Origin of the sequence: Caballeronia sp. LjRoot29 (assembly GCF_964252755.1) — a bacterium.
Lineage (GTDB): Bacteria > Pseudomonadota > Gammaproteobacteria > Burkholderiales > Burkholderiaceae > Caballeronia.
On record NZ_CAXUPU020000012.1, the window covers coordinates 1 to 19505 of the forward strand.

At 60.1% G+C, this 19505-nt stretch carries 17 protein-coding genes and 2 pseudogenes; 8 read left to right on the plus strand and 11 right to left on the minus strand.

Features of this window, described 5'->3' with window-relative positions:
• Nucleotides 1–93: 93 nt before the first annotated feature.
• The 4 genes and pseudogenes from ACSQ83_RS15300 to ACSQ83_RS15315 form a co-directional block, all read right to left on the minus strand.
• Nucleotides 94–294: pseudogene (locus ACSQ83_RS15300) on the minus strand (dodecin); the annotation flags it as partial.
• Between the two features lie 42 nt (nt 295–336).
• The gene (locus tag ACSQ83_RS15305) at nt 337–933 is read right to left on the minus strand and encodes a nitroreductase family protein (RefSeq protein WP_436228733.1); all 597 of its coding nucleotides are present in this window, start codon (nt 931–933) and stop codon (nt 337–339) included.
• Between the two features lie 365 nt (nt 934–1298).
• Nucleotides 1299–1667, minus strand: a complete 369-nt coding sequence (locus tag ACSQ83_RS15310) for a glutathione binding-like protein (protein ID WP_436228851.1) — start codon at nt 1665–1667, stop codon at nt 1299–1301.
• Nucleotides 1668–3050: pseudogene (locus ACSQ83_RS15315) on the minus strand (ISNCY family transposase); the annotation flags it as partial.
• Between the two features lie 443 nt (nt 3051–3493).
• Here ACSQ83_RS15315 and ACSQ83_RS15320 point away from each other — a divergent pair.
• The 3 genes from ACSQ83_RS15320 (at nt 3494) to ACSQ83_RS15330 (ending at nt 5185) form a co-directional block, all read left to right on the plus strand.
• Nucleotides 3494–3829 carry a c-type cytochrome gene (locus ACSQ83_RS15320; RefSeq protein ID WP_436228852.1) on the plus strand — a complete coding sequence of 112 codons (336 nt, stop codon included), beginning with the start codon at nt 3494–3496 and terminating at the stop codon, nt 3827–3829.
• 165 nt (nt 3830–3994) lie between these two features.
• The gene (locus ACSQ83_RS15325; RefSeq protein ID WP_436228734.1) at nt 3995–4435 is read left to right on the plus strand and encodes a hypothetical protein; all 441 of its coding nucleotides are present in this window, start codon (nt 3995–3997) and stop codon (nt 4433–4435) included.
• A gap of 480 nt (nt 4436–4915) precedes the next feature.
• Nucleotides 4916–5185 (plus strand): BON domain-containing protein, encoded by a 270-nt coding sequence (locus ACSQ83_RS15330; protein WP_436228735.1) that lies wholly within the window; start codon nt 4916–4918, stop codon nt 5183–5185.
• Between the two features lie 60 nt (nt 5186–5245).
• On the opposite strand, the gene ACSQ83_RS15335 is transcribed toward ACSQ83_RS15330, so the two are convergent.
• The 3 genes from ACSQ83_RS15335 to ACSQ83_RS15345 all read right to left on the minus strand — a co-directional run bounded on the left by ACSQ83_RS15335 (nt 5246) and on the right by ACSQ83_RS15345 (nt 9251).
• Nucleotides 5246–7540, minus strand: a complete 2295-nt coding sequence (locus ACSQ83_RS15335) for a glycoside hydrolase family 65 protein (RefSeq protein WP_436228736.1) — start codon at nt 7538–7540, stop codon at nt 5246–5248.
• A 26-nt stretch (nt 7541–7566) separates the two neighbouring features.
• The gene (locus tag ACSQ83_RS15340) at nt 7567–8463 is read right to left on the minus strand and encodes an HAD family hydrolase (RefSeq protein WP_436228737.1); all 897 of its coding nucleotides are present in this window, start codon (nt 8461–8463) and stop codon (nt 7567–7569) included.
• A gap of 95 nt (nt 8464–8558) precedes the next feature.
• Nucleotides 8559–9251 (minus strand): CBS domain-containing protein, encoded by a 693-nt coding sequence (locus ACSQ83_RS15345; RefSeq protein WP_436186883.1) that lies wholly within the window; start codon nt 9249–9251, stop codon nt 8559–8561.
• Between the two features lie 971 nt (nt 9252–10222).
• Here ACSQ83_RS15345 and ACSQ83_RS15350 point away from each other — a divergent pair.
• From ACSQ83_RS15350 to ACSQ83_RS15370, 5 genes are read left to right on the plus strand one after another with little or no spacing between them, the layout of a single operon-like run.
• Nucleotides 10223–10924 carry a TetR/AcrR family transcriptional regulator gene (locus ACSQ83_RS15350; RefSeq protein WP_436186882.1) on the plus strand — a complete coding sequence of 234 codons (702 nt, stop codon included), beginning with the start codon at nt 10223–10225 and terminating at the stop codon, nt 10922–10924.
• Nucleotides 10921–11880: an HlyD family secretion protein gene (locus ACSQ83_RS15355; protein ID WP_436228738.1), complete on the plus strand. Its 960-nt coding sequence runs from the start codon at nt 10921–10923 to the stop codon at nt 11878–11880. Before ACSQ83_RS15350 ends, ACSQ83_RS15355 begins: the two co-directional genes overlap by 4 nt.
• Complete coding sequence (locus ACSQ83_RS15360; RefSeq protein WP_436186880.1) at nt 11877–12821, plus strand: ABC transporter ATP-binding protein; 945 nt, start codon at nt 11877–11879, stop codon at nt 12819–12821. Before ACSQ83_RS15355 ends, ACSQ83_RS15360 begins: the two co-directional genes overlap by 4 nt.
• Complete coding sequence (locus tag ACSQ83_RS15365) at nt 12818–13960, plus strand: ABC transporter permease (protein WP_436186879.1); 1143 nt, start codon at nt 12818–12820, stop codon at nt 13958–13960. The genes ACSQ83_RS15360 and ACSQ83_RS15365 overlap by 4 nt, the downstream gene beginning before the upstream one ends.
• Before the next feature lie 12 nt (nt 13961–13972).
• On the plus strand, nt 13973–15424 hold the full coding sequence (locus tag ACSQ83_RS15370) for an efflux transporter outer membrane subunit (RefSeq protein WP_436186878.1): 1452 nt from the start codon (nt 13973–13975) through the stop codon (nt 15422–15424).
• Between the two features lie 11 nt (nt 15425–15435).
• Here ACSQ83_RS15370 and ACSQ83_RS15375 read toward each other — a convergent pair whose 3' ends face one another.
• The 4 genes from ACSQ83_RS15375 to ACSQ83_RS15390 are packed head-to-tail and all read right to left on the minus strand — an operon-like array spanning nt 15436 to nt 19456.
• On the minus strand, nt 15436–15720 hold the full coding sequence (locus tag ACSQ83_RS15375) for a YadA-like family protein (RefSeq protein ID WP_436228739.1): 285 nt from the start codon (nt 15718–15720) through the stop codon (nt 15436–15438).
• Entirely contained in the window at nt 15699–16385 is a 687-nt protein-coding gene (locus tag ACSQ83_RS15380) for a VIT1/CCC1 transporter family protein (protein WP_436228740.1), read from the minus strand. The genes ACSQ83_RS15375 and ACSQ83_RS15380 overlap by 22 nt, the downstream gene beginning before the upstream one ends.
• Nucleotides 16386–16392: 7 nt before the next feature.
• Nucleotides 16393–17712: an ABC transporter ATP-binding protein gene (locus ACSQ83_RS15385; RefSeq protein WP_436228741.1), complete on the minus strand. Its 1320-nt coding sequence runs from the start codon at nt 17710–17712 to the stop codon at nt 16393–16395.
• Nucleotides 17713–17722: 10 nt separating this feature from the next.
• Complete coding sequence (locus ACSQ83_RS15390; RefSeq protein ID WP_436228742.1) at nt 17723–19456, minus strand: ABC transporter permease; 1734 nt, start codon at nt 19454–19456, stop codon at nt 17723–17725.
• Nucleotides 19457–19505: the final 49 nt, after the last annotated feature.

Genomic DNA, 19505 nt, shown 5'->3' on the forward strand with positions numbered 1-19505 from the left:
AAGGGCGATTGCTTTGACAGGCACGCAAGCGCCCCGCAATGAGAGCGCTTTCGCAGCAAGATCCCTTCAGCATGCGCGGCGGGGGAACCGCACTTACTCGTCGAGGCGAATGCCGACCTTGAGCGTCACTTGCCAGTGCGCAACCTTGCCGCCTTCAACATGACCACGGGTTTCAATGACTTGAAACCAATCGATGTTGTGTAAGGTTTTGTTGGCTCGTGCCAGCGCAACCGACACCGCGTCATCACTCGATTGCGTTGACGAGCCTGTCCGTTCAATTTGCTTGTAGACGTGATGAGGCGTGGGAAAAGTTCCTTGGGTTAGGTTGTACTGCGGTCAGCCTACGAATCGGCCTTCGGTGGCGATCTCGCCAAGTGGTTTGCGCGGACTGGGCGTTTCCCGCGCCTGTAGTCCCTCCGGCAGTGAAGCCTTGTCGCCGAGGCGGCCTATCGCGATTCCGGCTTCGATCGAGTAGGTATCCGGGATTTTCAACGCAGTCCGGATTTTGTCCCGCTCAATCCCGGCTAGCCCGTGCGTATGCCATCCAGCCAGACTTGCCTGCAGCGCAAGATAGCCCCACGCGGCGCCACTATCGAAAGAATGGCTGATTGACGGCACTTCGTCCGTCGCGCCCGGCGGGGCAAATGTACTCTTTGAAAGAACGATGACCAGCGCCGCCGCCTGACTCGCCCAACTGCGGTTGAAGTCGTTCAGGAAGCCCAGGAATTGCGTCCAGTGCTCGCTATCGCGAGTTGCGTAGATGAAACGCCATGGCTGTGAGTTATATGAGGAAGGCGCCCATCGGGCGGCCTCGAAAAAGGTCAACAGCGTGGCTTTATCGATAGATTCCGGGCTAAAGGCCCGCGGCGACCAGCGATTGATGAATTGCGGATCGATAGGGTGATCCGCATTGCGAGGGTTCGGCGTTGTCATGGTGGTTAGTCGCTCACTAGGTAGTCGTTCACTGGTTTGTCGCACAAGCGCCAGGAGAGCCGCTAAGAAACGGCACGGCGAAGGGGTTGAGTCACTCGATTCAACTCAAGGACGAATCAAGAACAAATCAATCCCTCGCCCGAGCCAGTATAAGAATGGCGAACGGTTTGATCTAACAAGAAATCGGTTGAACCTTATCGCGCTAGCGTGGCAACGCAATTTCCGACGCGGATGTAAGGGTTGAAAATAAGGGTTGAAAAAGCGGCGGCATGGAAACGTCTCGATGCCCCATTGTTTTCAGGACGAGCTGACGCATCGTCTGTCCGAGACCGGCGTGACGTGCATGTCTCAGCGGCTTTGCCGCTTTAAACCGAGGGTGCAGGACGGGCGCGCTGGTTGTAAAGAATCTTGCGGCGGCGTTTCTGTTCCTCGGGGGTGACGCTGGCGGGATCTTCCGGCTCTCCGGCCGTCACCGCCAAACCTCGTTGCACCGCCGGCCGCTCGGACAGTTCCTCGAACCAGCGTTTGAAGTGGGGGAATTCGGCCGGGTCGATGCCTTGTTGCTGCCAGGAGACCGTCCAGGGGTACGACGCTATATCCGCAATCGTGTATTCGTCGCCGGCCAGGTAGCGGCGATCATAGAGGCGATTGTTCAGCACTCCATAGAGGCGATGGACCTCATCGTTGAAAGGCTTTTGGGGTTGGGGCGGCGCAGCCGCCCCCCGTTCCTTCATCGCTTTTGCGCTGACTTTCAGAATGGCTTCGTTGATGTCGGCGAAGTTAAGCGCGCGCTGTTTCTTCAACCCGACGAGCGCTTTCTTAGCCAGAACTTCCTCGCCGCGATGCGTTCGCGAGGGTGACCCAGACGCACGACGATCGTCTCGCTTGGCCTGTACGCAAAGTGCTACCTCCAGCGCCTGCGCAAGACGTTTGTTCTCGACCTCCGCACCTTGTTCGATGCGCGCAATGCGGTCGTACGGCGTGCATGACAACGCAAGCTTATCGGCTTGTATTTCCACAGCGCCATCGGGATATTCGACCACTTCGATGTACTCATGAATCAAGGTGCGATTGGCCGGCGAGTCCTCCAGCAGATACATCACTCGGTCGTATTGCACGGTGAGCGCGTTGGTGACTTTGCGCGGCACGCGATAGGCGAGTATCTGCCGCAGATCTTCATTGGCACGCATTGGCCGGTGCGCGTCATAGTCGCTCTTCGGTGGCTTGCCGAAACGCCGATTGAACTCGGCAATGAAGCAGGGCGCGTACGCATTGGCAGCCTCACGCGTGCTGATAGCTCGCAGCCGGAGCTCCTTGACGAGGCGGTCCTGCAGCGTCAAGTTGGCCCGCTCTACGCGCCCCTTGGCCTGACTGCTGTTCGCACAAAATGCGTCTATGTTGAGCTCATACAGCGCCCGGCCAAACTGCGTGACGCCTTTGCCCGCCGTCTCCGAGCGGCGCTTCACGTAAAAGACGCTGGCCTTGTCGCTGTAAAACGCCACGGGCTTGCCGTGCACATCCAGATACTTCGACAGCGCCTCGAAATAGCTGAAAGTCGACTCTGTTTGGGTAAAGTGCAGCGCCATCAGTCGTCCCGTCGCATCGTCAATGAACACGAGCAGTGTGCAGGCGGGCGCTCGGTCCTCGAACCAGCGATGATCGCTGCCGTCAATCTGGATCAGTTCGCCCAGGCACGAACGGCGGTTTCTCGGCTGGTAGATCTTGGGTGGGCGTTGCTTGCGCGGAACCCAAAGGCCCGAGGCCATCATCAACGTCCGTACGGTTTCAACCGCCAGATCGATGCCGTGGCATTCGCGCAGTTTCTCGCAAGCGAGCGTCGGGCCGAAATCCTCGTACCGTTCCCGGATCAGCGCGAGTGCTCGCTGGGCCTTGCCACCAGGCAATTGATGATTACCCGGGCGACCGCGCTTGCCCGACACCAGACCTGCCACGCCGGCAGCGCGGTACCGCAGCACCAGTCGCTCGATCTGGCGCACGCTTAAGCCCAGCCGTTCTGCGGCACGACCGGGCTTGAGTCGCGCCTCGGCAACTGCATCAATGACCTTTAACCGATCCAACTCACGCATCGACATCGTGATCGTCCCATTGGTGTTCATCGCCCACGCTCCACACGTGCTTGCCTGGCAATGAAACTACGCCCAAACCCGACATTTCTATTTAGCGGAAACGCGACATCTGAACTTGGGACCTACATCAAAAATGTTGATAATTTGTATTATGTCAAATATAAATAGCAGCTAGCGCAAGTTGTCGCCGACACCACACAATATCAGGCGTGGCACATCATCGGTTTGCCTTGCGGGCCAGCAACGTCCCATGCCGTGTCGTGCTCCACATCAGAGATGATCGGTTCGAAAGCATGTCGTCGCTTGATCCAACGTGGCGGTGTGCTGGTCAGGACCTTGCGTTTACCGAAATTAATAAGTCATTTTCATTAAACTTTGGTATCGAAGCCGCGAAACCCAATATCAGACCTCTGCGCACGTACGCTGTGCCGAGAACGTGGCTTTCTTGGAGTGTCATCGTGAATCGGCCAAACATGAGGCATCTGTTCCGCGTGCTCGGCACCGCCACAACGCTACTCGGTGGCGTTGGCTGCGCGTTCGCCGAGGGCGAACCCACGGCGCTCTTAGACCAGCAACGCTGCATGTTTTGCCACACCGTCGATACACCGTTTCGCGCCCCCTCCTTTCAACAGATCGCCGCACGTTATCGCCGCGTGCCAGATGCCAGCGCCATGCTCGAAGGCAAGCTACGGCTGGGCGGCCGGGCACACTGGGGAGACATGCCGATGCCATCAGCCGCCGGACGCGGCGGCGGTCCGCTCTCGCGCGACGATGCACATGTTCTCGTTCAGTGGGTACTTCGCCAGTGATGAAATACCCGCTGGCTCGTCGGCTGAAGCAAGCGATACACATCGCGGCCCGCTTCCGCCTGCCAAACGGCAGGTCGACAATCACGCATGCGTGAGTAATCTCGAGGGTATGGCGACTCTCAGCGCCATGACTGGACACAAGGATATTTTCGGAGCAAGCGTTATATGACTCAGGTTCGAATTCGTGTATTGGTCGGCGGGTTGGTTGCGCTCATGACGCTTACATATACCTTGAGCACCAGACCCGCGATGGCAGAACAGGAGCGCGTCGATCAGAACACGGCCGAAGTGCCGGCGCCCAGTATTTCGAACGGTCAAGCATCTGCCGCTGGCGTTCCGACACCTGCGCAGCGACCGGTGACGCCGGCTCCGACCGACCCCTTCGTGCAACGGCGAAATGCCAATGCCCAGGCGGCCGCCGAATATCGTGCGTCGAAGAAGGCATCTAAACAGCAGATGCATGCGAGCGTCGAGGAAGCGAAGGCCCGATACAAGGAAGAAGTCGCCAACGCGAAGATCAACCGCAAGGCCGACAAGGACGCTGCTATGAACGAGTTGAAGTCGACAGAACTCGAGCGCCAAAGGGACAACGAAGTGCGGCAATGACCCTTGCGCAGCCGTTCACGAGCCGTGAACGTGGGTGCTTCGACGACGAACCGCCGTCCTGATTTGGTGCCGCCTCATTCAACATGGAGAGAGTTCCATGCGTTTTCGACTATAAGTCATGCATTATTAGTGCCACGGCACGCGAGGCCGGCGGCCCATTTTTCCCGGTCGCCGCCCGTTGCCACTTGCGGCCCGAAGAAGTATCGAGCGACTATCGCAAGTATTTGTCCGAGGACGTGGAATCGTTCCGCACGCCCAACGAGGCCGTGGTCTGCGCGCTTAACTGGGCGATCGGGCCGATTGATGAGAACTACCCTTCTGATGTCCTCGCTGGCTCCCACCAGTCGGTCCGAGGCAGCAAATTGCAATGCAGGGCCAGATTGACAGACAGCAAGTCGCAAGTTCTGCCATAGCAAAATCAGGGCGGAAAGAGCGGCTCAGCGTGTAAAAGGAGTAAAGGCGGTCGTCATCGGACTCGACGTGCGGATTCCGGACAGCGACAAGCGGGCCGACGAGGAGATCGCGTCGGCTGCTCGCTCAGTCCTTAGATGGATTGCCGGTTTGACAGAGGGAGCGGTTAGGATCGCAGTTGAGAAGGGCCGCGTAACGCTATCGGGCGAAGTGGCCTCAGGTTATCAGCGGAACGTGGCGGCAAGCAACGTAGCTCGTCTGCGCGGAGTCGCGTTGGTCGTTAACGGTCGAGTTCGATATAGCACATCTCCTCAGTGTCTTTTCCGCGTCGAACTGTGATCGAGAACTCCGCTATAGAGCTGGATGATATGCGGAAAGCCACCATCGCTGACGTAGCGATCATCCATTCGATTCGCCCGGCGACATGCTGGTCCTCGAAATTGTTGCAATTCGAAGCGTCTCCAGCGAAGTTAGATCAAAGACCTTCCCGCTTACCGCAAGCTTCATCGGTTCTCCCGTTTCCAGCGTCGCTTCGAGGCTTTGCATAGCAGGCACGAGCTTGATCTTTAGACGCCTGTTACGCCATTGCACGCTAAAGGAAAGGCACTGCCATGAAGCTGGCAAGTTTGGATTGAGCGCGAGGTGGTCACCCCCAAGCGATAGCCCGGCAAAGCCAAATACCGCCATCATCCATAACCCGCCCAGACTCGCAATATGTACGCCACCGTCCATAGTTGGGTGGTTATCGTCGAGATCAATCGCCGATGTGTTATGAAAAAAATCCAACGCGGCTTCAGTGTTACCCAGCCGGGCAGCGACAATCCCGTGCATGGCGAAGCTCAACGAGCTCCCATGCCCGCAGCGCGGCGTGTAGTAGTCAAAGTTTCGCATCGCTGAGTCGCCGGGAAACTCGTCAGGTAGCAGTGCCAGCAGGGCTACGACATCAGCTTGCTTAACCACCTGGGATCGTTGCGTTCGCTCACGCCCCAGCACCACGTCGATCGGCACCGAACGACCCGCATAGTTACCGAGATCGATGTCCTCGAGTGCAAAAAACCCCGCAAATTGCTCGAAGAGCCCGGTCCGGGGATCAAATCCGGTCGTTATTCTTTCGGCAACGCTATGCCATTGCTTCAGTTCGTTGTCGTTCAGGACAAGGGAGGCTGACAAGCTCACCCAGCGTTGCGGCCAACGTGTGCGCAACAATGCGGCCACCTCGAGCGCACGCCGGATATTCCAGCGCCCCATGCCATTGGTGAAGGCGTTGTCGTCAATTGATTCATGATATTCGTCGGGACCAATAACGCCGCGTATGTGATAGTGTCCGTCCCCCTCAAGTTGTGCCCGGCACGACCAGAAACGGGCGGTCTCGAACAGGATCTCGGCTCCGGCTTCGCGCAGGAAGACATCATCGTCTGTCGCCTCCCAGTATTGCCAGACAGCGTAGGCGACGTCCGCGCTGATATGTTGCTCTTGCTTGCCGCAGCGAACGTCGACAAGCTTGCGATCCGGTGCGATCACCCGGGAAGGACACGCCTCTTCGCCGGTACCAGCCGACTCCCAGGCATACAGGGCACCCTTCCAGCCCATTGCAGTCGCCTTCGCGCGAGCTCCATCCAGCGTGTGGAAGCGGTACATGAGAAGCGCCCTCGCCGCTTTGGGCCAGGTCAGAATGTAGAACGGGAGCAGGTAAATTTCGGTGTCCCAGAATACATGCCCATGATAATCGGTGCCGGTGAGCGCCCTAGCTGCGATCGAGACGCGCTCGTCTGCCGGATTGGCGGCGCCGTTTAGATGATAGAGCGCAAACCGCAATGCCCGCTGTGCGGCCGGATCGCCTTGCACCTCGACGTCGCTATCGTGCCAGCGGCTCGTCCAGGCGGCCTCATGCGCGGCCACCACGCCAGACCAACCGAGTTTCTGCGCAGCGTCGAGCGAGATCTGCGCATCGCGGCCGGACTTGGCGTCTTCAACATCGCTGCGCGTCACAGCTACCGAACGCGCTAGACAAATCGTCTGTCCGGGCTGTGACCTCCAACTCCAGGACCAACGCAACGGCCCGCATTCCGTCGGCACGACATCCTGATCGTCAATCCGCAGCGACAATGCAGCAGCGATTGCCACACATTTGCCAGAAGAACTCGTGCGCCATACGCCGAAACCCTGTTCGACGTGCTCCGACAGCAGGCCCATGCCAACGCTGTCCACGGCAGCCTCAAGCGTGACCTCGATACCAGCTTGCTCTATCTCAAACTGGACGAGTTGAAGGCCGATTGACCGCTCGGCAAGCGAGGTGAGGTGCAGACTCCGTAATCGGACGCTGATGCCCTCTGTGTTCGAAAGATGGTCTACAGCGACCACCGCGCCCCGTCGCATATCCAGGATCCGCTGCTGCGATTTCTCGTCACCCTCTGCGTGTACCAGGGGCTCCTTCCCGAGGAGGATCCGGGTTTGAAGCCAGTTGGGAATCGCCACCAGGCGCGGTATGGCGTCCTCCTCCTCGAGCGCGTCGAAAAGCCCAGCCACCATCGTATGGGACACAGCAACCCAACGGCCTCCGCGATGAATTGCACGCGCGCCGCGCACGCCGAGAAAGCCATTGCTGATTGCGAATCGCGATGCCCGACTGGCTGCACGTAGTGGGTCGTAGCCGGCCTCGGAGATGATCCAGTCTGGGTCGGTGCTTGGCGTCAACGCTCGGTCCAGAATCCCCCGCCCGTTCACGGCGATCTCCGGCACAGGCGCCCGCGCGCGAGTTCATTGATGTCGATCTCATCGAGGCTAGTCACAACCAGATTCGCCCCGGCCGCCCAAAGCAGCGCAGCGTCACCCAGCCGCGCGATCCCCAACGCTACCATTCCGCCTGCACGGGCGGCTTCAATACCCGCCGGCGAATCCTCGGCCACAAAACATTGTGCGGGCGCGGCACGTAGTTCCGCGACAGCACGCAGGAAGATCTCAGGGTTTGGCTTACCGTGCCTCAGATCGACACCGCAGACATTGGCGCTAAAGACATCAAACAGGCTGTGATCAGGATCCACGGAAATGCGCCGCATCATGTCGTTGGCGTTCTTCGACGATGAGGCGACGGCGAGCGACCAACCTAATCCTCTAAGGGCCAGGACGAAACGCAGCGCGTCGGGAAAAGGGTTCACAGACCCTGCGCCGATCAGTTCCTCCAGTCGCGTCTGCTTACGCTCTGCGTACGCCGCGGTCTGTTTCTCAGCATTGGGTACGCCCAACGCCTGTAGGGCGGCCAGTGCGCCGCTGAGTCGCGGTTTGCCCGCGACCTCAGACTGATACATCGCCGTGGTAAAGCGTGCTTGGTCGCCAAAGTCATGGAACGCCTCTCGCCAGGCGCGCTCGTGAGGCGAAGCGAGCAGAACGCCGTCCACATCGAAAATGGCGGCCGACAGGACCTGCGAGACCTTGGATGCTGATGCTGGCGGTTCGCGGCGGTCGATGGCCGGAAGATTTTGAGCGTTCAGGGCGGACGGTCCTGGAGCGCCCGACTTGAAGGCGCGCATTGAGCCCGTACGTCCAATTGATCGCATGTCATGCTCCGGGAAATCATTTCGGTCGAAGTAGCTTGGGACCGGCAGCACGGCTTCGTGCAAGGTGGCGCGACGCCACATCAACCCGATCGGTACGCGGATCAGGGTGAATTACGGAAGGCCGTGCAGACCCTTTATTCCCCTTCCTCCTGCGAACCTTAAAACCCTGAAATGACCACCGGGTATTCCTCAGTGTGATCATCAACGCGCTTGACCCCAGGAGTCGCTTCCGCCGCAACACGCACTGCCTCCACCGCCTCCCTTGAGCGAAACGTGCCCCACAGGTGGACAACGCCGTTGCTAACGACAATGTTGCGGCCCGCAAAAGCCCAACTGTGACCGGTTAGTTCGCCCATCAGCATCGCGCGGATCTCGTGGTCTGTAGGCGCCTCATTCAACACATCCTCCTCCGATGAACTGGCCAACGCCTGGATGAGATTGGCTCGGCTGACAATACCCACAAGTTGCCCGGCCCGTATAACAGGAAGCCGCTTAATTCGTCGTGTTTCCAGTAAGTTAGCAACCTCACTTAAAGAAGTCGCCTCATCAACCGAGATCACATCTGAGGTCATAACGTCGCTAACCCTCAGGCCATGAGACTTCACATAGTCCTCTGCATCACGGTCCGACGAAAACAGATCAAGCCACCAAGAGCGTGTGGGCTTCTCGGTATCGACCTCTGTCCGGTGAATCAGGTCGCCTTCGGTGATCATCCCGACGATTTTCCCAGTTGCATCGATAACCGGTGCCCCACTGATTCCCTGTTCCAAAAGCAATCTGGCAACTTCACGCACGGCCATTTCCGGCTTTACCGTTATGACGGCCGTGGTCATTACATCCGATGCGCGCATGCTAGCCTCCTCAATTGGTCTTTCGTACGCTTTACGCTGACTAGAATAGGTGACGATTTCGCGACGACCAGTTTGTCCTCCGGTCGGGCTTTTACAAACGGTCCGGGTTGCTTCCCAAACTCTCTAGAACCGTCGTTCGTGTCCGTGCTGCAGACGCGCCAGCACTTGACGTCTGAAGGACGATAGCCGAGCCGTTTGCCCAAATTTCAGACTATGCGATGACAGACCCGGGGCCATTGATGTGGGTCAATGTTGTCGCCGGGCCTGTTTGCCAACAAGTATTGGGTTGCTCTGTCGCATCACAGCGATCGCTTGGGTCTTTTGCATCATGGCAGCCGTTTGTCTGGGTGAGCGATCCAGTCTCGACTGCCCATATGACGCTTTCCTGACAGCAGCGGTGATGTCGGGGCTTTCGTTGACCTATATCAAGTGCGTATCGATTTACCTGCGCCAGCCTCCACTGAACTGCCTATTACATCAGCAGCATGCGCGGCTATCAGGCGTCACCTCCTGCTTACTTCCGCTTCTTTTGCCGCCTTCGATGGGCTCCGGTGTTCGATTTCGTACTGACCTGAACATGGTATTTGTCGACGTCAACTGCGGCGTGCGCGCTATGACCCCAGCGATTAATATCGCGTTCCGACACAAAGACGGCGATCCCTGCCGACGAGCGTAGTTGTCGTTTCCACCGAGACACGGAAGGCGAGATCGAACAGCAGGCTACCAACCCAAGTCGGTGCGATCAGATTGCCGCTCACGGCGCTAAATAGTCCATCACCTGTTTCGAGCGCCTGGCGCGGATTGAAGCGCAGTCATTTCTTCAACTCACGCATAAAGACGAGATCGGCCATCTGTGCGCCGTTGCCTGCAATTCCCGAGACAGATACGGCAACGCATCCGTCAGAGACATCCAGATAGCATAGGGCGCACCCGATCTTGAATTTAACTAACTCATCAATTACTGTGAAGCAATGAACGCAAAACACACGCCCACGAAGCCACTCGGCCGCCGCCCAGCGGTCGAAGACTTCGACGTGCGAGAACATCTGCTCGATACGGCAACGCGGCTCTTTGCCGAACGCGGCATTGCCGCCACCACCGTCGCGCAGATCGCGGCTGCGGCAGATGTCACGTCAGCGCTAGTCCATTACTACTTCACTAATCGGGAACGGTTGCTCGATGCGGTGGTCGAGGAGCGGCTTGCCTTGGCAGCGGAGTTCGTCTGGCAGCCCGCGGCGGAAGACACCGCCGGCGATCCGTTCGCGATTGCTCAGGAATTCGTCGCGCGCCTGTTCGATGTGACGGAGCGCATGCCGTGGTTGCCGCCGTTGTGGCTGCGGGAAATCGTCAACGAGGGCGGCCTGCTGCGCGAACGGATGCTGCGGCGCATTCCATTCCATAACATCAAGCGCTTTGGCGCTCGGGTCGCGCAAGCTCAGCAGGATGGCACCGTCAACAGTGAACTCGAAGCGCAGATGCTGTTCAACTCAATACTCGCGCTGGTGATGTTGCCACTCGCTACCGCGAAGATCTGGCAAAGCGTGCGGGGTCTGCCCGTGATCGAGCGCGACGCGTTGCGCCGGCATGTGAGCGCGCTGTTGATCGGCGGCATGCAGCCGCTACCCCGTGCGGCGCAGCCAAAGCGCCGCGTTGCTTCACGGAGCAAGTCATGACCCGACGTTTGCGCGCCTGCGTATGTATGCTGTTCGTTGTACTGACGCTGTCCGCCTGCTCGCATCACGACGACAACACGTATCAAGGGTACGTGGAGGGCGAGTTCGTGTATCTCGGTTCGTCGCAGTCCGGCACGCTGACGCAACTGTCGGTCGCGCGCGGACAAACCGTCGCGGCAAGCGAGCCTGTCTTCGCACTCGAATCCGTCAATGAAGCCGCCGCGCTCCAGCAAGCCCAGCAGCAACTCGCCGCGGCACGCGCGCAACTAGCGGACATCCAGACCGGCAAGCGCCGTCCCGAGGTGAATGCCACCCGGGCTCAGCTGGCGCAAGCCGTCGCCAATGCCCGCAAGGCCGCGCTGCAACTGACGCGCGACGACGCGCAGTTCCGCGTGGGCGGCATCGCGAAGGCGCAGCTCGACAACTCGCGCGCCGACGCCGACGCCACCGCGGCGCAGGTCCACGAGCTGACCAGCCAGGTTGAGGTCGCGCTACTGCCAGGCAGAACGCAGCAACTGTCCACACAGAATGCGCAGGTCGCCGCGGCGCAGGCAGTCGTCGCACAGGCGCAATGGAAGCTCGACCAGAAGCGCGTCGGTGCGCCCGCAGAAGGACTCGTGTACGACACGCTATATCGCGTCGGCGAGTGGGTCCAGGTCGGCAATCCGGTCGTGCAGATGCTGCCGCCACAGAATGTGAAGGTGCGGTTCTTCGTGCCGGAGACGGTGGTCGGCAAGCTCGCGCTTGGCCGTGCGTTGACGATCCACTGCGATGGCTGTGCGGCGGACGTTGCCGCGAAGATCACTTACCTGTCGAGCGAGGCCGAATACACGCCGCCCGTGATCTACAGCAACGAGAATCGCGCGAAGCTGGTGTTCATGGTTGAAGCCCATCCGTCTACCGCCGACGCAGTCAAGCTGCATCCTGGCCAACCTGTCGCGGTCACGCTGCAATGAACTCGCCCGCGCCGCAATACGCGATCGACGCGCAGAAGCTCAACAAGCGCTTCGGCGACAAGCATGTCGTCATCGATGTGTCATTGCAGGTTGCGCGTGGCGAGATCTTCGGCTTTCTCGGGCCGAACGGCAGCGGCAAAACGACCTCCATCCGCCTGATGTGTGGCCTGCTGACACCGGACTCGGGCACCGGTACATGCCTGGGCTACGACATCGTGCGCGAGAGCGCGCAGATCAAGCGCAACGTCGGCTACATGACGCAGCGCTTTTCCTATTGGGACGACCTGACGATCCGCGAGAACCTCGACTTCGTTGCACGCATCTATCAGATGCCGAACCGGCGCGAGGCGGTCGACCGCGCGCTCGAATCGCTAGGACTGCAAAGCCGCGCGAACCAGTTGACGGGCGCGCTATCCGGCGGCTGGAAGCAGCGCCTCGCGCTCGCCGCGTGCATGCTGCATGAGCCGCAATTGCTGTTGCTCGACGAACCGACCGCAGGCGTCGATCCCGCCGCGCGCCGCGACTTCTGGGAAGAACTGCATCGGCTCGCCGCGCGCGGCATTTCGGTTCTCGTCAGCACGCATTACATGGATGAAGCCGAGCGTTGCCACAAGCTGGCGTACATCGCCTACGGCAAACTGCTCGCGCAAGGCACGGCGAAACAGATCATCGAATCGCAAAACCTCGCCACGTGGGCCATCTACGGCGAGCACATGAGCCGACTGACGGAGCAATTGCGCAAGACACCCGGCGTCGATCAGACCGTCGTATTCGGTTCAGCGTTGCATGTAAGCGGCAGCGACCACGCTGCGCTCGAGTCCGCGGTCAAACAGGCCACGGAAGGTACAGCGTTACGCGCCGAGCGCATCGAAACCGGGCTCGAAGACGTCTTCATTTCCCTGATGACCCATTCGACCGACAACTACGGAGCGCCATCGTGACCACGCGCGTCCTGTTCTCGCTGACGCGCTGGTGGGCCGTCGTGCTGAAGGAATTCCGCCAGTTGCGGCGCGACCGCGTCACGTTTGCGATGATCGTCGGCGTGCCGATCATCCAGCTCACACTATTCGGCTTCGCGATCAACACCAACCCGAAGCATCTGCCGACCGCCGTCATCATGGGCGACGAGAGCCCTTTCTCACGCAGCTTCGTCGCGGGTATGAAGAACTCCGACTATTTCGACATCGTCGAAACCTTGCCCAACGAAGAAGCCGGCCGCCGCGCGCTGGCCCAGGGTCGTGTGCAGTTTGTGCTGAGCGTACCGGAAGACTTTTCGCGGCGTCTGCTGCGTGGTGAACATCCGTCTCTGCTGGTCGAAGCAGACGCCACCGACCCGACCGCAACCAGCACCGCCGTCGCAGCCCTGCCCGGCCTCGTGCAGCCGGTCGCGGACAAGGACATTGTCGGACCGCTCGCGCACCTGAACGGCAGCCCCGCCGCCTTCGACGTGCAGGTCCACCAGCTGTACAACCCGGAAGCCATCACGCAATACAATGTGGTGCCGGGCCTCATGGGCGTGATCCTGACGATGACGATGGTGATGATGACCGGCCTCGCGATCACCCGCGAACGCGAGCGCGGCACGATGGAAAACCTGCTCGCCACCCCTGTGCTGCCGATCGAAGTGATGACCGGCAAGATCGTGCCTTACGTGATGATCGGACTGATTCAGGCGACGATCATTCTTACTGCGGCACGCTTTGTGTTCCATGTACCGTTCCTCGGCAATGTCATTGCGATCTATCTGGCCGCGCTGCTGTTTATCGCTGCAAATCTGACGGTCGGTATTACGCTGTCGTCGCTGGCGCAGAACCAGCTGCAGGCGATGCAGTTGACGATCTTCTATTTTCTGCCGAACCTGCTGCTGTCAGGCTTCATATTTCCGTTCGCGGGCATGCCAGCGTGGGCGCGCTTCATTGGTAGTCTGCTGCCGCTCACGTATTTCAACCGGCTGATTCGCGGCATCCTGCTCAAAGGGAACGGCTGGGTGGATCTGTGGCCGTCGGTATGGCCGGTGGCGCTGTTCACTGTCGTCGTGATGGGCATTGCGCTGCGCTTCTATCGGCGCACGCTTGACTAGGGGGGCGGGTCGATGAAACCGCTCGTTCTCGTTGCCGTCGCTGCGCTATCTGGTTGCGCGGTTGGACCAGATTTTCAGGTACCTGCGGCGCCAGATACGCGGACCTATACGCGCGAGGCACAGCCCACCGCGACGGTAGCCGCAAACGGTGCTGCAGGGGCGTCGCAAGCGTTCAACGCTGCCCGGCACGCCACGGCGATGTGGTGGACACAGTTTCAATCCGACGCGCTCAATCGTGTGGTCGAGCAGGCCTTGCGGCAGAGCCCGACGCTCGCGCAAGCCCGCGCGAAACTCATCGAGGCGCGCGAAAACTACAACGCGCAATTTGGCGCTAGCGAATTCCCCAGCGTCGACGCCAACCTATCCGGTGTGCGGCAGCAAATCGATATCGCGCAGTTCGGCATTCCGAATGTGCGTAATCCGGGGCCGTTCACGCTGTATAACGCATCGGTAAGCGTATCGTATGCGCTCGATTTCTTCGGCAGCAATCGCCGGGCCCTGGAAGCGCTGATGGCGCAAGTCGACTATCAGGCGTTCGAATTCGAAGCGGCGCGGCTCTCGCTCGCGGGCAATGTGGTCTCGACTGCGGTTCGGCGTGCATCGCTGCAGCAACAGATCGCGCTGACGCAAAGCCTCGCCGACACCCAGGCACAGCAACTTTCGATCATGGAAGGGCGCTATGTAGCAGGCAGTGTCTCGCAGCTCGATGTGCGCAGCCAGCGCACGCTGCTCGCGCAAACCCGTGCGTCGTTGCCGCCGCTCGCGACGCAACTCGCGCAAGCCGATCATCAGCTTGCGATCCTGCTTGGCGTTGCGCCGTCTAAGGCGGATTTCGGCGAAATCACCCTCGATTCGCTGCATCTGCCGGAGACGTTGCCTCTTACCCTTCCGTCGACGCTCGCGCGCGAGCGGCCTGATATCCGTGCGTCGGAGGCGCTGCTGCATCAGGCAAGCGCAAATGTCGGCGTGGCGACGGCGAACCTGTATCCGCAGTTTGCGCTATCGGCGGGGATCGGCTCGGAGCGCACCAGTATTCAAGACGTGGTGAGCGGGCTGAACATCTGGAATGTCGGCCTGAATCTGACACAACCGATCTTCCACGGCGGCGAATTGCGCGCGAAGAAGCGATCGGCGCAAGCGGCTTACGATGTAGCGCTCGCCGACTATCAGCAGACGGTGCTGCAGGCGCTGCAACAGGTGGCGGATACGTTGACAGCGCTCCAGAACGACGCGCATGAACTGCAGGCGCGTGATGATGCCGCGCAGCAGGCGCAGGCGAGCCTCGACATCGCGCACGCGCAGTATTCGGCGGGCGGGGTCAGCCAGTTTGGTTTGCTCGATACGCAGCGGCAGGCGTTGCAATCCGCGCTCGACCGCACCCGTGCGCAGGCCGATCGGTTCGCAGATACGGCGGCGCTGTTTCAAGCGCTGGGTGGGGTGTGGCAGGTTTCGGCGGCGCAGTAGGGGCGCCGTACTCAAGCCGTCGCCAGCGCAAGCCATGCCCTGCCCTGCCGTTGATACGCCGCACCGGCACCGACGGTCGTGATGGCTGAACTGACGCCCGCACTGATCTTGAACTTCAGGCTTTGCGTGACACGAGCCGACGGAGCCACCGCCACGGCCTGATAGGAGTACCGGAGAATTCCAAATGCCGCGCCACGATATTCCGACTCACCCTGATCTCCGAGGCTTGAATACAGCCACTGAGGCGAATCCGGACTGGGAATCGGAGTTTCCGTCAGGCGCCCCCACCGAACCATGTCCCGACTAAGCCTGCGACGCCCATCGCGATCGCGCCCCACGCGAGCATCCGCAACATCCCGGGAATGATGCGTGCGCCGCCAGCGTGTGCCGCCAGAGCGCCTACCACAGCCAGGAAGACAAGCGAAACAGTGGCAACGACAGGTATGAGCGTGGCTCCCGGTGCAACCAATGCGCTCAGCAGCGGTACGATACCGCCGCTGGCAAAACTCACGGCGGATGTCGTTGCCGCAATAATCGGCCGCGCCGTCATTGCGTCCGATATGCCAATATCGTCGCGCGCGTGGGCCGCAAGCGCGTCGAAAGCCATCAATTGCTCGGCGACCCTAGTCGCGAGCGCCGGCTCGAGGCCACGACGAACGTAGATACCCGCCAGTTCAGCCTGCTCCAGAGGGTACTCGTTTTCTAGTGCGAGTTTCTCCACTGCGAGGTCGGCGCGTTCAATGTCAGCTTGTGAGCTGACGGAGACATATTCTCCGGCAGCCATTGACAGCATCCCTGCTACCAATCCTGCCACTCCGGAGACCAGGATACCGTGCGGCTGTGTCTGTGCCGCGGCCACGCCGACCATGAGACCTGACATCGATAACACACCGTCGTTGGCGCCAAGAACAGCAGCGCGTAGCCAGCCCGCACGATGCGTACGATGAATATGGGGGGCCATGTTTCGACTATTCCTTTGCTTCATCACGCCCAAACGTTCGCGTCCGGTCGTCATAGGTGAAGAGTTCTGCGTATCGCCCCCAGTCGATCGCAGTTCGCAGCGTATTTTCGGCTTCGTTGCGGTTCAGATGATCCTGAAGTTCCAGCTCGAAGCGCTCCCGGGGCGCGCGGTGCTCCTCGCGTTCATCAAGTACCTGGTGGATATGAGTGACGAGAGGCACAAAGCGAAGCAGGTGCTCTTTGAAGAGGCGCTTGCGTTCATCCATCTCGCTCTGGGCGAAAACGCGGCCGGCTGTGGTGAGCTTGATCGCTCCGTCCTTGATATCAGCGAACTCCAGAATCTGGAGAGCCACTGCGATGGGGAAAACGTCGCTGCTCTTAAGGCCAAGAGGTGTCGCGATCTTCGCCAGCTTCGCTTGTCCTCCATAAGATGGAGTACTCAGGTTCTCGATGAACCCACCGATACGATTGATCGAGACGTTCGGCAGATGCAGCGCCAATCCCCCGTGGATCTGGCTTTGCCTGTCGATCGCTTCGGTCATGCGTGAAGTCAGAATCGAGTAGATCTCGTTCACGATGGCGAGAAACGACGCATCGAGCCGATTGCGCGGCTGCGGCAAGGGGACCTGGATCTCGGCTGCAATGTGGCCGGGATTCGCTCCAAGGACAAGAATCCGGTCACACATCATGACCGCCTCCTCTATGTTATGCGTCACCATCAACACAGCTTTGGTAGAGAGTTGATGTTCGACCCAAAGATCGAGGAAATCCGTTCGCAAGGTTTCGGCCGTCAGCACGTCCAGCGCCGAAAAGGGCTCGTCCATCAGAAGCAGCGTCGGCTCGCTGACAATTGCCCGGGCAAAGCCGACGCGCTGACGCATGCCGCCTGAGAGCTCGCGCGGAAAGGCGGACTGGAAGCCATCGAGCCCGATGAGATCGATGGCCGACATCGCGCGGCGGCGCACTTCGTCCAGCGGTAGTCCGAGTGCGTCGAGGCCGAACTCCACGTTCTCGAGGACGGTGAGCCACGGATAAAGCGCGAATGTCTGGAACACGACGGCGATACCCTCCGATGGGCCGGTCAATCGCGCTCCCCGATAGAGCACCTGCCCCGAGGTCGGTTTGATCAGTCCGCCGGCGATGCGCAGCAGGGTCGATTTCCCCGACCCCGAGCGTCCAAGCAGCCCAAGGATCTCCCCCTCCCGCAATGCCAGGTCGATATTCTCGAGCACGGGCAAGGGCTCGCCGGACGGCTTGGCAAAGGCCATGCAGACCTTGTCGAACGCAATGGTCGGCACGTGTATTGTCGCGGTCGCGATTCTGTCCATGATGTCTTTCTCAATCGAGCCGTGTGCGGCGTTCCGCAAAGGCGTAAAGCGGCCGCCACAACAGCCTGTTGGTGAGGATAACGAGCACCGACATCATCGCGATACCGAGTCCGATACGGCGAAAATCGCCTGCGTCGGTCATCTGCGCGACATAGGCGCCAAGCCCGCCCGCGCTGAGCTTGGTCGGCCCCCAGCTAACCACCTCGGCGACGATGCTCGCATTCCATGCACCTCCGGATGCGGTGATCGCGCCTGTCACGTAATAAGGGAAGATGCCTGGAAGCATGACGTCGCGCCACCAGCGCCAGGGCCGCACCCTGAAGCTGGTGGCCGCTTCCCGCAAATCGCTCGGAAATGCACTGGCACCCGCGATGACGTTAAACAGGATGTACCACTGGGTCCCCAGAATCATGAGCGGAACGAGCCAGATCCTGGGCGCGAGACCGAAGCGCACGATGAAATAAACGAACACGGGAAACAGAAGGTTGGCTGGAAAGGCGGCAAGGAACTGCGCAACTGGCTGGACCCGTGCCGTCAACCTGGGCCGTAAGCCGACGGCAACGCCGATCGGCACCCAGACGAGGGACGCGAAAAAAACGAGGAATGCAACGCGTACCAGCGTAAGCCCCCCGTTGGTCGCGACAACCCAGACATCGCTCCACGAAAGTGCGCCCCCGGCAAGCCTTGCGAGGCGCCACGCGGCGTAGGCGACGGCGGCGAGGATGGGAGCCATCCAGAGGACATCAGCAAGGCGGTACAGGGGCGCCCCGCCTCTGATACGAACATGGACCGGCGGGACTAACCGGGCGCGTGCCGCCTTGTGCAAGCCCATTCCAATTGGTTCGCTCAGGCGCGCAGTGATTTTCGAGCGACGAAACAGATCGAGAACCCAGCTTCTCGGCGCGGTTTGCGCAACTGTATCCTCGGGGCGGAACTTGTCGGCCCAGGCAACCATTGGCCGGAACAGCAACTGATCGTAAAGCACGATGGCGATCGTCATCGCGAGGATCGCCCAGCCTACCGCACCCAGGCTGCGTTGCTGTATCGCCGTCGCGACGTACGATCCGACACCCGGAAGCTCGATCTGGAGAGTGCCAACCGAGATGGCTTCTGCGGCAACGACGAAGAACCATCCTCCCGACATAGACATCATCATGTTCCAGATGAGACCCGGCATGGCGAAGGGAACATCCAGGCGCCAGAAGCGTTGCCAGCCGGACAAACGGAAGCTGCGGCTCGCTTCGTCGAGACTGATCGGAATCGTCTTGAGTGATTGATAGAAACTGAACGCCATGTTCCAGGCTTGGCTGGTGAAAATGGCGAAAATGGCAGCGAGTTCCGGACCAAGCACATTGCCAGGAAACAGCGAGACAAAGAAGACTACGGTAAAGGACAGGTAGCCGAGAATAGGCACCGATTGCAGCACGTCCAGCAGCGGGATCAGGACCATTTCGGCCCGGCGGCTCTTTGCCGCCAGCGTGGCATACGTGAAAGTGAAGATCAACGAAGCGCCAAGCGCGGCCAGCATCCGCGTGATCGTCCTTAGCGTATAGAGTGGCAGTGCTGCGGGAGCCAGCGAGATGCCCGATTGATGAGAGATCACAAGCGGCCCCACCATCTGCCGGGCACCCACGCCTAGCAGGATCACCATGCCCAACACCAGCAGCACCGCAGCAAGATCCTGCCAGCTCGGACTGTGCTGGTGCCATGTTCCTCCTCGCAGAACTTCGGCGTGGTGCTCCACAGCGTTACCCCGTTGAATATGTCCCTGGGTATCGTGTCCGAATTCGGAG